The organism is Aliivibrio fischeri, assembly GCF_009727955.1.
In the GTDB taxonomy this organism is placed as follows: domain Bacteria; phylum Pseudomonadota; class Gammaproteobacteria; order Enterobacterales; family Vibrionaceae; genus Aliivibrio; species Aliivibrio fischeri_A.
Genome location: NZ_WOBR01000004.1, coordinates 568,723 through 583,286 on the forward strand (window position 1 = coordinate 568,723; position 14,564 = coordinate 583,286).

General features: G+C 37.4%; 13 protein-coding genes and 1 pseudogene. 11 read left to right on the forward strand and 3 right to left on the reverse strand.

Annotated elements, in window-relative coordinates; translation table 11 throughout:
- The first annotated feature begins 9 nt into the window (after nucleotides 1–9).
- The 10 genes and pseudogenes from GNP81_RS06010 (at nucleotide 10) to nadS (ending at nucleotide 10,897) form a co-directional block, all read left to right on the forward strand.
- The gene (locus GNP81_RS06010) at nucleotides 10–2,865 is read left to right on the forward strand and encodes a formate dehydrogenase subunit alpha (protein ID WP_005419336.1); all 2,856 of its coding nucleotides are present in this window, start codon (nucleotides 10–12) and stop codon (nucleotides 2,863–2,865) included.
- 13 nt (nucleotides 2,866–2,878) lie between these two features.
- A complete protein-coding gene (gene fdh3B, locus GNP81_RS06015; protein ID WP_005419330.1) occupies nucleotides 2,879–3,487 on the forward strand; it encodes a formate dehydrogenase FDH3 subunit beta in 609 nt (202 codons plus the stop codon).
- A 16-nt stretch (nucleotides 3,488–3,503) separates the two neighbouring features.
- Nucleotides 3,504–4,526 (forward strand): formate dehydrogenase subunit gamma, encoded by a 1,023-nt coding sequence (locus tag GNP81_RS06020; RefSeq protein WP_155674464.1) that lies wholly within the window; start codon nucleotides 3,504–3,506, stop codon nucleotides 4,524–4,526.
- A gap of 319 nt (nucleotides 4,527–4,845) precedes the next feature.
- A pseudogene (locus GNP81_RS06025) lies at nucleotides 4,846–5,052 on the forward strand (GNAT family N-acetyltransferase); the annotation flags it as partial.
- 156 nt (nucleotides 5,053–5,208) lie between these two features.
- Nucleotides 5,209–8,031, forward strand: a complete 2,823-nt coding sequence (locus GNP81_RS06030) for an HD domain-containing protein (protein ID WP_155674463.1) — start codon at nucleotides 5,209–5,211, stop codon at nucleotides 8,029–8,031.
- 247 nt (nucleotides 8,032–8,278) lie between these two features.
- Nucleotides 8,279–9,388: a C1 domain-containing protein gene (locus tag GNP81_RS06035; protein ID WP_196587419.1), complete on the forward strand. Its 1,110-nt coding sequence runs from the start codon at nucleotides 8,279–8,281 to the stop codon at nucleotides 9,386–9,388.
- A 228-nt stretch (nucleotides 9,389–9,616) separates the two neighbouring features.
- Complete coding sequence (locus GNP81_RS19455; protein ID WP_063648376.1) at nucleotides 9,617–9,751, forward strand: hypothetical protein; 135 nt, start codon at nucleotides 9,617–9,619, stop codon at nucleotides 9,749–9,751.
- A 36-nt stretch (nucleotides 9,752–9,787) separates the two neighbouring features.
- Entirely contained in the window at nucleotides 9,788–10,255 is a 468-nt protein-coding gene (locus tag GNP81_RS06045) for an NUDIX hydrolase (protein WP_155674462.1), read from the forward strand.
- A 22-nt stretch (nucleotides 10,256–10,277) separates the two neighbouring features.
- On the forward strand, nucleotides 10,278–10,616 hold the full coding sequence (locus GNP81_RS06050; protein ID WP_041941411.1) for a type II toxin-antitoxin system RelE/ParE family toxin: 339 nt from the start codon (nucleotides 10,278–10,280) through the stop codon (nucleotides 10,614–10,616).
- Complete coding sequence (gene nadS, locus GNP81_RS06055; protein ID WP_012533461.1) at nucleotides 10,613–10,897, forward strand: NadS family protein; 285 nt, start codon at nucleotides 10,613–10,615, stop codon at nucleotides 10,895–10,897. Before GNP81_RS06050 ends, nadS begins: the two co-directional genes overlap by 4 nt.
- A gap of 58 nt (nucleotides 10,898–10,955) precedes the next feature.
- Here the strand turns inward: nadS and GNP81_RS06060 are convergent, their stop codons facing one another.
- Together GNP81_RS06060 and GNP81_RS06065 are read right to left on the reverse strand one after the other, a co-directional pair.
- Nucleotides 10,956–11,255 carry a type II toxin-antitoxin system RelE/ParE family toxin gene (locus GNP81_RS06060; protein WP_155674461.1) on the reverse strand — a complete coding sequence of 100 codons (300 nt, stop codon included), beginning with the start codon at nucleotides 11,253–11,255 and terminating at the stop codon, nucleotides 10,956–10,958.
- Nucleotides 11,256–11,262: 7 nt separating this feature from the next.
- The gene (locus tag GNP81_RS06065; protein WP_065595112.1) at nucleotides 11,263–11,505 is read right to left on the reverse strand and encodes a type II toxin-antitoxin system Phd/YefM family antitoxin; all 243 of its coding nucleotides are present in this window, start codon (nucleotides 11,503–11,505) and stop codon (nucleotides 11,263–11,265) included.
- Between the two features lie 295 nt (nucleotides 11,506–11,800).
- Between GNP81_RS06065 and GNP81_RS06070 the strand changes: the two genes are divergently transcribed.
- Entirely contained in the window at nucleotides 11,801–12,391 is a 591-nt protein-coding gene (locus GNP81_RS06070; RefSeq protein WP_155674460.1) for a membrane lipoprotein lipid attachment site-containing protein, read from the forward strand.
- Nucleotides 12,392–12,434: 43 nt separating this feature from the next.
- On the opposite strand, the gene GNP81_RS06075 is transcribed toward GNP81_RS06070, so the two are convergent.
- Nucleotides 12,435–14,480 (reverse strand): tetratricopeptide repeat-containing diguanylate cyclase, encoded by a 2,046-nt coding sequence (locus tag GNP81_RS06075; RefSeq protein WP_155674459.1) that lies wholly within the window; start codon nucleotides 14,478–14,480, stop codon nucleotides 12,435–12,437.
- Nucleotides 14,481–14,564: the final 84 nt, after the last annotated feature.

Consider the following 14,564-nt stretch of genomic DNA (forward strand, 5'->3'; position numbering starts at 1 on the left):
AGCATAATAATGAAACTGACTAAACGTTCCGATTCGGTACAGAAGCAAGAGAACCAACTGGGCATTACACGTCGTATGTTCATGCGTACTTCAACAATTGCTGCGGGTGCAGTAGCAAGTGCAAGCATGTTTGTTCCAAGCATGATGAAAAAAGCACAAGCGAAAGAAGTGCCAGTTGATGCACCTACAGAAGTGAAACGTACTATCTGTTCACACTGTTCAGTAGGTTGTGGTATCTACGCTGAAGTACAAAATGGCGTATGGACTGGTCAAGAACCAGCATTTGACCACCCATTCAACGCAGGTGGTCACTGTGCAAAAGGTGCTGCACTTCGTGAACATGGTCACGGTGAGCGTCGTCTAAAATACCCAATGAAGCTTGAAAACGGTAAGTGGAAAAAACTATCGTGGGAACAAGCGATCGAAGAAGTGGGTAACAAAGCACTTGAGATCCGTAAAGAGTCAGGTCCTGATTCAGTTTACTGGTTAGGTTCTGCAAAACATAACAACGAACAAGCATACTTGTATCGTAAAAACGCAGCAATGTGGGGCACAAACAACATTGACCACCAAGCGCGTATTTGTCACTCAACAACTGTAGCCGGTGTAGCAAACACTTGGGGTTACGGTGCGATGACAAACTCATTCAATGACATGCATAACTGTAAGTCAATTCTGTTTATTGGTTCAAACCCAGCAGAAGCGCACCCAGTAGCAATGCAACATATTCTGATCGCAAAAGAGAAGAACAGTTGTAAGATCGTTGTTGCTGATCCACGTCGTACACGTACAGCAGCAAAAGCTGATCACTATGTTGCATTGCGTCCGGGCTCAGATGTTGCTTTCATCTGGGGTGTACTATGGCATGTATTTGCAAACAAATGGGAAGATCAAGAATTCATTAACCAACGTGTATTTGGTATGGATGAGATCCGCACAGAAGTTGCAAAATGGAACCCAGCAGAAGTTGAGCGTGTAACAGGTATCACTGAAGCTGAAGTTTACGAAACAGCAAAACTGCTTTCTGAAAACCGTCCAGGTTGTGTTGTTTGGTGTATGGGTGGTACTCAACATACAACTGGTAACAACAACACACGTGCATACTGTATCCTAGAACTTGCTCTTGGTAACATGGGTAAATCAGGTGGCGGTGCAAACATCTTCCGTGGTCACGATAACGTACAAGGTGCAACGGACTTAGGTGTACTTTCTGATACGCTTCCTGGTTACTACGGTGTAGGTGAAGGCGCATGGAAACACTGGTCTAAAGTATGGGAATTGGATTTCGAGTGGGTGAAAGGCCGCTTCGACCAAGGTAAATACAACGGCAAAACGCCAATGAATAACTTTGGTATTCCTGTATCTCGTTGGGTTGATGGTGTTTTAGAAGACAAAGCAAACATCGAACAAAACGACAATATCCGTGCAATGTTCTACTGGGGTCACGCAGTAAACTCACAAACACGTGGTACTGAAATCAGAAAAGCAATGAGCAAGCTGGATATGATGGTTATTGTAGACCCATACCCAACAGTTGCAGCGGTAATGAACGACCGTACTGATGGGGTATACCTACTACCAGCAACAACACAATTTGAAACGCACGGTTCTGTAACGGCATCAAACCGTTCATTCCAATGGCGTGAAAAAATCGTTGAGCCACTGTTTGAATCAAAACCTGACCACGAGATCATGTACCTACTAAGTAAAAAACTTGGTTATGCAGATCAACTGTTCAAAAACATCCAAATTGATGAAAACAACCAACCTGTAATTGAAGACATCACACGTGAATTCAACAAAGGTATGTGGACAATCGGTTACACAGGTCAAAGCCCTGAGCGTATTAAAGCGCACACACAAAACTGGCATACGTTCCACAAAACAACGCTAGAAGCAGAAGGCGGCCCAGTAAATGGTGAAACCTACGGTCTTCCTTGGCCTTGTTGGGGTACACCAGAAATGAAGCACCCAGGTACGCATATCCTTTATGATACGTCTAAACCTGTTGCTCAAGGTGGCGGTAACTTCCGTACACGTTTTGGTGTGGAATATGAAGGTCAAAGCCTACTAGCTGAAGACAGCTACCCAGTAGGTTGTGAAATCGAAGATGGTCACCCAGAATTCACTGACAAACTGCTTAAACAACTAGGCTGGTGGGACGATTTAACACCAGAAGAGAAAGTAGCAGCAGAAGGTAAAAACTGGAAAACTGACTTATCTGGCGGTATTCAACGTGTTGCTATTAAACACGGTTGTATGCCATTTGGTAATGCAAAAGCACGTGCAATTGTATGGACGTTCCCTGACCGTGTTCCACAACACCGTGAGCCGTTATACACACCTCGTCGTGATCTTGTTGCTGATTACCCAACATGGGATGACCGCGCTGCGAACTTCCGTATTCCAACGCTGTACAAAACAATTCAAGACCAAGACAAGTCTAAAGAATACCCAATTATTCTGACTTCTGGTCGTCTTGTTGAGTACGAAGGTGGTGGTGAAGAAACACGTTCAAACCCATGGCTAGCTGAACTTCAACAAGAAATGTTCGTTGAAGTTAACCCGAAAGACGCAAACGACATCGGCTTTAAAGACGGTGACATGGTTTGGGTTGAAGGTGCAGAGAAAGGTCGCATTCACGTTAAGGCAATGGTAACTCGTCGCGTTAAGCCTGGCTTAGCATTCGTACCATTCCACTTTGGCGGTAAATTCCAAGGTGAAGACTTACGTAATAAATACCCAGAAGGCACTGATCCATACGTTATTGGTGAAGCAGCAAACACAGCAACCACTTATGGTTATGACCCTGTAACGCAAATGCAGGAAACCAAAGTGACACTATGTAAAATCACAAAAGCGTAAGGGGTGATATAAAATGGCTAGAATGAAATTCTTATGTGACACCAAGCGTTGTATCGAATGTAACGGCTGTGTCACTGCATGTAAAAACGAAAATGACGATGCTCTAGAATGGGGCATTCAACGTCGTCGCGTAGTAACACTAAATGATGGTGAACCAGGTGAAACATCAATCTCAGTAGCATGTATGCACTGTACTGATGCACCATGTAAAGCAGTATGTCCTGCAGACTGTTTTGAACACACAGAAGACGGCATCGTACGTCACAACAAAGATCTTTGTATCGGTTGTGGTTACTGTCTGTTTGCTTGCCCATTTGGCGCACCTCAGTTCCCTAAACAGGGTGCATTTGCTGAGCGTGGTAAAATGGACAAATGTACATTCTGTGCTGGTGGCCCAGGTGTAGAACCAGGTTCTAAAGAAGAACGTGAGAAATACGGTGCAAACCGTATCGCTGAAGGTAAATTACCAATGTGTGCTTCTCTATGTTCAACAAAAGCACTATTGGCTGGTGATGCAGAGAAAGTATCTGACATCTTCCGTCAACGTGTTGTTGAACGTGGTGCGAAAGACGCAGGTTGGACTGACGGTGAAGATCTTGCGTTTGATGCGACTAAGAGCTAATCCGGTGGAGAGAGTGATGTTGAAACAATTAAAACGTCTTTCTCTTTCGTTATTGCTGCCGCTAATGGCAGCATTAACGCTTTCATTTGCTATGCCAAGCATGGCAAATGAGAGTGCAGCCGTGAAGAGCGCAGAGAAAGAAATGACCCAACTTGCTGGCGCAGATATCTGGCGTGAAGTAAGAGCAGGTCAAGAAGGCTACACAACTTCGCAATGGCCTGAACATGGCGTACTTATTAGTACGGCAGGCGAAACGTGGTTTGTACTAAAAGAGAAGTGGATGTCACCATTAGGTGCACTTGCTATTTTTGGTAGTTTAGTAATGGTAACACTGGCGTACTTTGTCGTTGGTCCATTAAAACTAAGCAAACCAAAAACAGGCCGTAAGATCAAACGTTGGTCTCGTATGGATCGCGCCTTACACTGGAGCATGGCATTTAGCTTTTTAACTCTAGCGTTCAGTGGTTTATGTTTAGTTTATGGTAAACACTTTTTAAAACCGATTTTACCAAGTGAAATCTGGGGCATGATCATTTATGCCGCGAAGCAATACCACAACTACATGGGACCGATCTTCTTTATTCTACTAATGTGTGTACTTCTGAAATGGTGGAGAAAATCTATCTTCAACAAGACAGATATTCAATGGTTCATGAAAATGGGCGGCATGGTAGGCAAACACAAAGGTTCACACCCATCAGCAGGTTTCTCTAATGGTGGTGAAAAAGCAATTTACTGGTTACTAATTGTATTCGGTATCGTTGTTGCTTTCAGTGGTTTTGTTTTAGATTTCCCAATGTTCGGCCAATTACGTCGTGACATGGAACTATCTAACCTTGTGCATATGCTATCAGCACTTATCCTGATCTGTGGTTTCATCTTCCACATCTATATCGGTCTGTTCGGTATGGAAGCGGGTCTAGATGGCATGGTAACAGGTGATGTTGATGAGACATGGGCAAAAGAGCACCATGACTTATGGTATCACGAAGTGAAAGACCTTCCTGAAAACCAACCACAAGATAAGAAAGTAGATTAAATAAGTTAATCACTTTATTGTCATAAATTCAAAAGCCGAGCAGGGTAACTTGCTCGGCTTTTTTGTGCCTGATGCTTGGTGAAAGAGAAATTGCTTCATCTATAGTTAATATTATCAATAGGTTAGTTATTAATAAAAATTAGAACTTATAAGCAAAACAAGAAAAAAACAAATGAAATCTACCCATTAAAGGGTATGATGTGCGAAAGATAAGCAACCGACTCAAAGGATGAAGCCCATTTATCTCAATGGCTTGCTTGGCTATTACACGCTAAGTCTGAAGATTTCTTTTTATGCTTTGTCCGTAAATCATTATTGGATTATTACTCGCGCTGTATCTAAGTTAATCGATATAGCACTCACCGATTTACAGCTTGAGAAAATTCAAATAGCAGCAGGCGAGCACAATCTACCAAGCCATAAAGTTTGTGAGTATTTAGGAATGACATTAGAAGGCATTATTACTAATCACGAAAACCTGAACGGCCGCATTATTAATCATGCTATTTATGGTTTATCAAAGTAGTCTTTGAATTCACCGCATAAAGCGACATGTTGTCATATAGCATGAATCATCGATCTATATGACATTTGTCGTAGAGAGGGCGTTAGACATTCGCCATGTATATTCATATTTTTAACGCACCTCAAGGTTTTAATCTTAAATGATAAGGAAAGTGAATTGTTAAAATTACCTAATAGAACCAAAACTCTTCTTGAAAAAGATACAGCGTCAAAAGCTTTTGTATATTCAAGTATTTCCAATTTAACACCTTGGATCAGCGACAATAAGCCTATATTTTTTCCAGAGTATACTGATCATGGGTTCCGTCACTTAAATGAAGTTTTATTAACGGCAGATAGTATTATTTCGGATGAAAGTTGGGCTTATCTAACACCGAAAGATGCTGCAGCAATGATTGTGTCTATTTTGTTACACGATTGTGCAATGCATATTACAGTGGATGGATTTTATGCCTTAATTCAAGATAAATTCCCTAGAGTGGTATCTCGTTATATAAATTCAGAAAATAGTTGGAGTGAAGTATGGAATAACTATTTCTCAGAGGCGAAAAGGTTTGATGCGAAAAAACTTCATTCTATTTTTGGTGATACTGTTCCAGTTAAAAATATCCCAACGAATAAAATTGATTTGTCAGCAAGAGATATATTACTTATCGGAGAATTTATTCGTAGACATCATGCAAGGATGGCACATGAGATAGCTTTTTATGGTGTACCAGGTGTTAATGGTGAAACAATTAAGCTAGGTGAAGAACCACAAAGTAACTTTCTAGATTTATGCGGTTTTATTGCGAGAAGCCATCATCTAGGATTACGTCAAGCTGTCGATATGATTGAAAAAAACACAAGGAGAGTTCATTTAGATACACATGTTCCGTTCATAATGCTCCTTCTAAGGATTTCAGATTATATTCAAATTCATGCAGAACGAGCTCCGAACCAATTACTACGTTTGAAAACTCTAATTAGTCCAACTTCTATAGGTGAATGGAAAAAGCATAATTCAATCATTGGTATACACCAAGAACATGATGATCCAGAAGCTATCTATGTAGATGCTGAACCAGAAGATGCAATTACATATGAAGAGTTGAAAAAACTGTTTGCAGGTATTCAATCAGAGCTTGACCTTTCATGGTCTGTTCTGGGAGAAGTTTATGGAAAGTCGGAACACCTTAAAAACTTTGCTATAAAAATTAGAAGAATTAGATCGTCTTTAGATTCCTTCGATGAATTCATAGTTAATAAAAAACCTAAATATATTCCTAAAGTTCTCAGTTTTAAAACCGCAGATTCTGAAATGATGGAATTGCTAATAGCTCCTCTATATGGAGACCGACCTGAAATTGGGGTAAGGGAGCTAGTCCAAAATTCGATAGATGCCTGTTCAGAGCTGAAAGATACTCAAATCAAAAATGGCCGTACGTTTACAAATGAGTCAAATTTCGACGTTTCTGTAACCCTTCATGATAAAAATGGTGATAGTAAAATAGTGATTGAAGATTATGGAATTGGAATGACACTAGATGTAGTTGAAAATTATTTTTTGAATATAGGTGCGTCTTTTAGAAACAGTGACAGGTGGAAAAAGGATCATGAAACCGATGGTCACTCAAACGTTTATAGGACAGGACGATTTGGTATAGGGTTATTGGCTGCATATCTTCTTGGTGAAGAGCTAGAGGTGGAAACAAGGCATATTAGCCAAGCAGCAGACAAAGCACTTTTATTCAAATGCAGTAAAGGTTGTAACAGTATTGTTGTATCTCATGTGGAATTTCATATAGGGACGAGAATCACAATTAAAATCAGTGATAAAGTCAGAGATAGCTTATTAAATGAGGTGGGGTCATGGGACTGGTTTTCCCTTTCTTCTCCAAAAGTAATAAGGAAAATAATTAAAGATTCAGAAGATAAACATTTAGACCAGCTTAGGGTTGTGCCGAATTCAGGCTCAAATATTGAGGATACTCCTTGGAATAGAACGGTAGCAGATGGTTATGACGATATTTTATGGTCATATGACAGAATAAAGAAAACTAGATATGGATACTCTGATACTCATTTAATTTGTAACGGTATAGTGATTACTGATAGCTTATATTTACAAGATTTTGATATTTCAAATAAAATTGGCTTTATAGATGTTAATACTCCTTCTATAAATGTGTTTGATCAAGATGGCCGTTTACCTATTAATTTGGAACGTTCTGATCTGGTGAGTCGTTTATTACCATTTCAACAAGAAATATCAAAAGATTTATCGCATTATTTAGCTAAAAACATTATTTCGTTTATAAAAGGTCTTGGTTCAACCTGTTTAAATAAAGATTTAATAAACGAACTAGCTAACATTCCCATAAAAGAACTTAAAGATCGCGCATCTGATGTTTGTAAACTACTTATAATAGGCAATAAATTAGTGCCTGTAGATTATGATCTAATTTCAAATATGAAAGTTAATACAATTTACATTGATGCAATAAATTCAGGGAAAAATAGAGGATCATATACATCCTCTGAATTTGTCAAAAACTGCAGTTCTTACCTTTTTGTTGATAAAATAAGTGATTCTAAATCAAGTCGAGCATCATTTATAAGAAGATTTTTTGAGTTTCAAGAACATTACTGGTCATATAAAACTGGAATTGCCGCATTGCCAATATGTGGAAGAAGAATATTAATTAAAAAATCAGATGTTGATGAAGTTGTTGCTCCTGGTTATGTTCCTCGAACATTTTGGAATCGATTGGATTGTGAATGGAGCAATGAACATTGGGTTTTAATGTCCATAGGTAATGTCCCTGAAATGAGCTTAGATTTAGAAAAAATCACAAACGAATTAAATAAAACTAAATCATTTGGATTTTCCTGTTGCTATTTAGAATGGGATGAAAGTGTTGTAAATAAAGAACCATCGATGTTCTCTGAGGCTTGGCTCTATGAAAACAATCAATTATCGTTTGTGGAAAATGCGTAACACATTACTAAAATTGAAAAATAACAGTTGACCTTCGCTTGGCGATAGTAGTTCAGTAAATGGAAGTTAGTGGGTAAACCAAATAATTTCGTAATGAAAAAGTACAGCAATAATCTGTTTAAGAGTGATTTGCAATGCTTGGTATTTTTGCTAGGCGTTGCGTTTAGTATTTTAAGGTGGTATGCGGCTGTATCGGTATTGCGTTGCTCACACCTTAACAGGGCGTTAAAAACCAGAGGTGGAAATTGTGGGACATAAGTTCATTTCTCAAAAGAAACAAAGTAAAGAAGAAATGTTTGATGCATTGGTAAAAAATGCAATCGACTTCCTTGATGCATCTTTAGATGATCTCGATAAGAGACCAAAAAACTCAATTGTTGATTTCTACTCATCGATTGAACTTTTTTTGAAAGCAAGATTAATGAATGAACATTGGACACTAATTCTTAGTCGTCCTGAATTGGCAAATCTTGATAGTTTTCAAGTGGGAGATTTTCATTCCGTATTCCTTGATGATGCTGTTAAAAGAATGAAAAACATCCTTCGTGCTCCTCTTCCTGCTAAAGCCGTCGATGTGTTCAAAGCTTTAGGAGAGCATCGAAATCAAATCGTTCATTTCGCTCATACTAATTATCAAGATATTGATGCAACTAAGGTGAGTGTTGTAGTTGAGCAATGGAGTGCTTGGCACTATCTACATGAATTAATTGTAACGACTTGGTCCCCTATTTTTGATGGTTACCTTGAGGAAATTAAGAGAATTCATAACCGAATGATGGGGCAGCAGGAATTTATTGCTGCAAGATTTGCCGAAATAACTACCGCCATCGAGATTAAGAAAAAATCTGGTAAACAGATTGAAGTTTGTAGCCATTGTAATATGGCTTCTGCTGAAATTACTAAACATAATAGTTGGGGCAATGAATACCAGTGCCTAGTATGTGGCGTTAAAGATATTTTTATCGTCCCAACTGCAGCTACGATTCCTTGCCATCATTGCAACAAGGATATCGAATTTTTCAACAAAAATTTTAAGAGTTGTCCTCATTGCCATAATGAAATCGAGCATGAACAAGTCCTAAAAGCTTGCCGCGAAAAATACTCTGATGGAGATGGTTGGTGTGAAGAAGGCACAGAATGGATTGCCTATTGTCACGAATGCCATGACGATGAACCATCCGTATTTTACATAGATGGTCATTGGAGCTGCATCACTTGTTTTGACCGAGGTTGGCAAGCTATTTCATGCCCTAATTGTGATGAGTTTGTTACAGGCGATATGGAGACAATCAAACATTTTGCTTGTGTAAGATGTGAAGATGACGTTAGAGCAGCGTTGGCGGAAGATGGTTTTTAACAAACTGTTAAAAAATGATTCGCAACGCATAAAATTTTACTGTGCGTTGCATTTTGTGTTTAGCGTGACCTTCGGCATCTTTTCTCTCTACTTCAAATGAGTTTTTCTCCCTCAACAGACTTTAACTTCTCTAAAAATCATAGCTACTTAGCATAAATTGCTTTCAGGTTTATAAATTTTACCAATGGTTTGGTAGAGTTATGATTCTATGTTCAGGGAGGGTTTCAAATGGGAACGGTAATAGGTTTACTCATATTAATTGCGATAGATTGGTATTTACTTCGTAAAACAGGGCTTCATATCCACAAGTTTATTTCTAAGAAATATGCCGAATATTTACAAAACAAAGAAAAAAATAAATAGGTTTGTGTTGTTCACCAATTCAAATTTGAGGTAAATATGATCCCACTAAGTTCATCTGTCGTGTCTGGCGTGGCGTTATCAAAAATTGATGGCGAAGTAAAAATGCTACTCATGAAAAGAGTCAAAGGTGGCTTTTGGTGTCATGTTGCCGGCTCAATTGAACAGGGTGAAACGGGTATTGATGCAATCGTTCGTGAGTTTAAGGAAGAGACTCAAATTAACGTTTCAAACCTATACAATGCCCAGTATCTAGAACAATTTTACGAAGCCAGTGTTAATGTTATTCAACTCATCCCCGTTTTTGTTGTGATGTGTCCACCACAGCAAGAGGTGGTGCTAAATGAAGAACATACCGAATATAAGTGGTGTAATTTAGAAGAAGCGCTGGAGTTGGCTCCATTTCCAAATCAGCATGCAGTGTTTAAGCATGTGTGGTCGTATTTTGTAGAAAAGCCCGTTAATGCGTTTTATCGGGTAGATGTAAGCAGAACTTGCCAGAAGTAATCCATTGGCTTACACTGAGCTTATGCATACTATCGTTGAATTACCCGAATACAAGAAACGAGTTGAGAAACTTCTTTCTGAAGATGAGAACAAACAAATCATCAGTTATCTTGCAGAGCATCCTAAAGCAGGTGTATTAATGCAAGGTACTGGTGGAGTTCGTAAGCTGAGATGGGCGAAAGAAGGCGGTGGAAAAAGTGGTGGTGTAAGAGTTATTTATTATTATCATAATGAAGATATACCACTTTTTATGCTTTCACTCTTTGGAAAAAATGAGAAAGCAAATCTATCCAAAGCTGAATGTAATGTTCTTAATAAATTAACCAAAATACTTGCAGATAATTACAGGAGACAATCATGAGTAGTGCATTTGAGAGTATCCAACAAGGCTTAATGGAAGCAATTGAGTTTTCTGAAGGTGAAACTAAAAGGGCGACAGTCCACAAATTTTCTCCTGTTGACGTTAAAGCCGTTCGTAATAACATAGCAATGACTCAAGCTGAATTTGCATCTACTTTTGGTATTAGCTTAGGAACGTTACGTCATTGGGAGCGTGGAGATAGAACGCCTAGAGGTCCTGCGTTGGTATTACTAAATGTGCTTGCTAAAGATCCTAAAGCTGTAATTAGGGCGCTTGCGTAATCAATACATCATAAAGCATTGCTCAAATCTTATTAGAGTGTCTGATTACCAATCCAAATCATCGCAAATGATTTTGTGGTAGTTGGGTTTGACTAAGGACTGCAACGACTAAAATAAAGTCGTCTTCCTTAGTGAAATAAGCCGTATGTTTTCCAACTGGGAAGTAAAAGCCGTTCTCATATAAATCATTGCAACTTCTACCAACACTTGGATTGTCAGCTAGCATCTGAAACCCATTAAGAAGTATGTCTTTGTAGTTGTTCCACTGCATCTGCGAAAAGTTTGTGACGGTATAATTTTTGATTTTATGTAAATGAGCCTGTGCTAATGTACTTAGTTTGTATTTACTCTTTTGCATACTTTACTTATAGCGTCTTTAAGAAGTGTTCACCGTCAACTGCATTGTTTTGAGCCAAGTCTTTTTTTGCAGATTCAAAACAATGTTTTATGTAATCCGCTTTCATACTTTCAAGTTCTTCATAATCTTTTATCGACATCACAACAACGGCATCTTTGCTGTTTTTGCTAATTTTAATTGGCTCACGTTGAGCGTTTAAAAGTAGTTCTCCGAAATTACGTTTGGCATCATTTGCTGTTAATGTGTACATGGTTAAGCTCCAACTCTTGAATTACAATAATAATTATAGGGTATCGATTAAAATGTGCAATTTAATTAAATCGTGCGATTTGTACAAAAAATAAACTAGCAAATAGCAATGTTGTTAAAATACATCTAAAAGCCGAGCAGGGTAACTTACTTATTTTTTATTTATAGATTATTAAAGAGTAAAGTAATTTAGAATAAATAGAACATAAATATAAAGTTATCTTCAATTGATAGTTATACATTTTGATTGTTCTTAACTCTCTGATAAAAAGCTCTTTTTTTCTTGTGATATTTAAATGAAACAGATTATTTTTGCTATTTGTATGCTCTTTTTAGTTAGTGGATGTGTAACTAGAAAAATTCCAATTATGCCGGAAGCTAAAGTTATTAGTCCTATATCAGAAATGGCTGCACATAAATTGAATTGTGAAATTGTTGATACTTACGTATTAGAAAAATCTCATCCTAACAACGTATTGCCAGTACTTAAAAATCAAACATTTTTACTTGGTGGTAATCGTTATAGAGTATCTTCAGTATTAAGTGAACGTCGCGGCAAGCCTACGGGAGTCGTTGCTGAAATATACAGCTGTCCTAATCCTTATGAAGTTAAACCTGCTGGGAGAGTAAATTTACTACCAGGCGCTCATGATGTTAAACCTATTACTTTCTCAGAAATTGAAAATACAGATTGTAAAGTACTGACTAGTCATGTCGTAGACAAAACAAACCCAGACAACATTTATATAGAACTTTCAAATGAAGTGTTTATGCGTGGTGGTAATAGATATCATATTACAAAAATAATTGACACAGATGGTGCTAATCCTACATCACTTGCAGCTGATATTTATCGATGCAAACATCAATCAGTTGATTTTCATTAATAAAATCTGATTTTTAGCCGAGTGTTACTCGGCTTTTTCATATTTAAATATCACAAAAGTGATTGCTCTGGTTTCTACCATTATTTTTAGAATAGTACAGCGCCTTATCAGCTTCGATGATCGCCTTTTCATTGTTTGAATCATCTTCTTTATTAATAGAGTAGGTAGTAATACCAATACTCAACGTGATAAAGGAAGAGACATCAGAACTCTCGTGAGGAATAGATAGAGAAGTAATACAGGCTTGAATTTTTTCGGCCATCTGTATTGATTCTGCTTTATTGGTATTTTTCATCACAATAATAAATTCTTCACCACCAAATCTTGTAAGAAAGTCATTTTCTTTACAGCTTTCTTTTAATGCCTTAGCGACAGCGATTAATGCTTCATCACCTTTTTTATGACCATAGGTGTCGTTGTATTTTTTAAAGTAATCAATGTCTATCATCATGACAGAGCGAACCGTTAAATCTTGCTTATTCTCTAATAGATGAAGTTCTAATGCTCTGCGGTTGGGTACTGCTGTTAAACCGTCCGTTAAACTAAGATCATGTAATTTAAGATTAAGTGCGTTGATCTCTTTGTTTTTATTCATCAAAATTCGGGCGAAAGCGGCAATAACGATCAAAATACAAAGAAGAAAACCAGAGAAGAACATAATCTTACTGGCGTTTCTTTCAAGTTGTAAAATCCTATTTTCTTTCTTTTTATTATCAAAAGAGTGAAGTAAAAACTGCGTTTGTGCTTGGTTATTATCATTCAATTGTTTGGTTTTTACTGCGTGGCTTTTTGCTAAATACAACGCCGCTTTTTGATAGTCTTTTTGTTTCAAGTAGGCATCATATAAATAGAAGTAAGTTTCATCTTCTAGATAAAACAATTTACGTTTTTGAATCGCATCTTTGGCTAAAATATGGTGATGAATAGAGTCATCATACAAACCTAAATGATTGTAAACCTTACCATAAGCGTTATATAAAGTGACGTCGAAATGATAAAAGCTATTTGAAAGTCCATTTGCATGACGCTCGCTGGCTTGTGTCAGTAGCATAAGCGCTTCTTTCGCTTTTCCTATAATCGACAGGTACTCTGCTTCTAGCAATAATTGGTTTGTTTGAAAATTCTCTTTAACAATGGAGTCTTTCTGTATTCTAAGGAGTCTCGCCGCCTCATCTAAATAATACTTTGCATTTTCCATGTCGTTGATTTGAAGATAAGCACTGTATAGTTTATATACGATGTAATAGGCTTCGTCAGGTTCTGTGTTGTTATTTTTATTTTGATATTCAAGTGCTTGCGTTAACTGGCGAATTGCTTCGTCGTAGTTTTTTAAAAACAGATAATCGATACCAATATCCGTTAAGGTGTAAACGATATCGCTATACTGTTCTTTCTCTATGTAAATATTTAATGCTTTTAATTTAAAATCAATGCCTAGAATGGTTTGGTTATTGTTCCAGTAGGAAAGGCCAAGGATGAAATAGACTTGTTCCATTTCTTGGTATTTGATCTCTTGCGCAAATTCGAGTGTTTTTTGAGCTTGTTGAATACTGAGTAAACTGCCTTGTTCAACGTGTGCAAGATCATACGTTCGACCTAGTGAGATCGAGATAAAAGCATCGCTATAGTCTTGATTTGAATTAAATAGATTTTCTGCATTTTGGTAGCTAAGTTTCGATTTTTCATATTGATCTTGCTCTATTTCAATATAACTTCTTTCATAATAAAAACGGGACAGTACATGTGAGGGAAGAGCAGGATAGATGTATTGTTTTGCGTAATTAAAATGCTTTTCAGCAAGATCAAATTGGTTGTTGGCTGATGCTATATAGCCTTTAATAAATTCGATATAAAAGATATCTGACTTGTTTGTTTTTAAAGTGGGATCTTGTGAGACTGCCGATTCTAAAAAATCAAGATGTTCGCCACGGCGTGCTGATTGAATATCAAGAATTAACTCAATGGCTTTTTTGATTGAAGATGATTCTTTTGATGTGCTTGTAGATGCATCATTTGATGAAAAGTGAATAAAAAGCGCAGCGATTAGCGTTATTGAAATCAGCGAAGCTGTTAAAAGCTTTAGTTTCATGCAGGAATATCAAAAAAGAATTAAGTATTATTTATTTTATCAATAGAAATAATTTAAATATAGCCTTTAATCTTATTATTGAGA

Bases quoted from the DNA above. Each gene is read 5' to 3' on its own strand.
- GNP81_RS06010 (WP_005419336.1), top strand. From the start codon at position 10: ATGAAACTGACTAAACGTTCCGATTCGGTACAGAAGCAAGAGAACCAA.
- fdh3B (WP_005419330.1), top strand. From the start codon at position 2,879: ATGGCTAGAATGAAATTCTTATGTGACACCAAGCGTTGTATCGAATGT.
- GNP81_RS06050 (WP_041941411.1), top strand. From the start codon at position 10,278: ATGCATACTATCGTTGAATTACCCGAATACAAGAAACGAGTTGAGAAA.
- GNP81_RS06045 (WP_155674462.1), top strand. From the start codon at position 9,788: ATGATCCCACTAAGTTCATCTGTCGTGTCTGGCGTGGCGTTATCAAAA.
- GNP81_RS19455 (WP_063648376.1), top strand. From the start codon at position 9,617: ATGGGAACGGTAATAGGTTTACTCATATTAATTGCGATAGATTGGTAT.
- GNP81_RS06065 (WP_065595112.1), bottom strand. From the start codon at position 11,505: ATGTACACATTAACAGCAAATGATGCCAAACGTAATTTCGGAGAACTA.
- nadS (WP_012533461.1), top strand. From the start codon at position 10,613: ATGAGTAGTGCATTTGAGAGTATCCAACAAGGCTTAATGGAAGCAATT.
- GNP81_RS06060 (WP_155674461.1), bottom strand. From the start codon at position 11,255: ATGCAAAAGAGTAAATACAAACTAAGTACATTAGCACAGGCTCATTTA.
- GNP81_RS06075 (WP_155674459.1), bottom strand. From the start codon at position 14,480: ATGAAACTAAAGCTTTTAACAGCTTCGCTGATTTCAATAACGCTAATC.
- GNP81_RS06070 (WP_155674460.1), top strand. From the start codon at position 11,801: ATGAAACAGATTATTTTTGCTATTTGTATGCTCTTTTTAGTTAGTGGA.
- GNP81_RS06020 (WP_155674464.1), top strand. From the start codon at position 3,504: ATGTTGAAACAATTAAAACGTCTTTCTCTTTCGTTATTGCTGCCGCTA.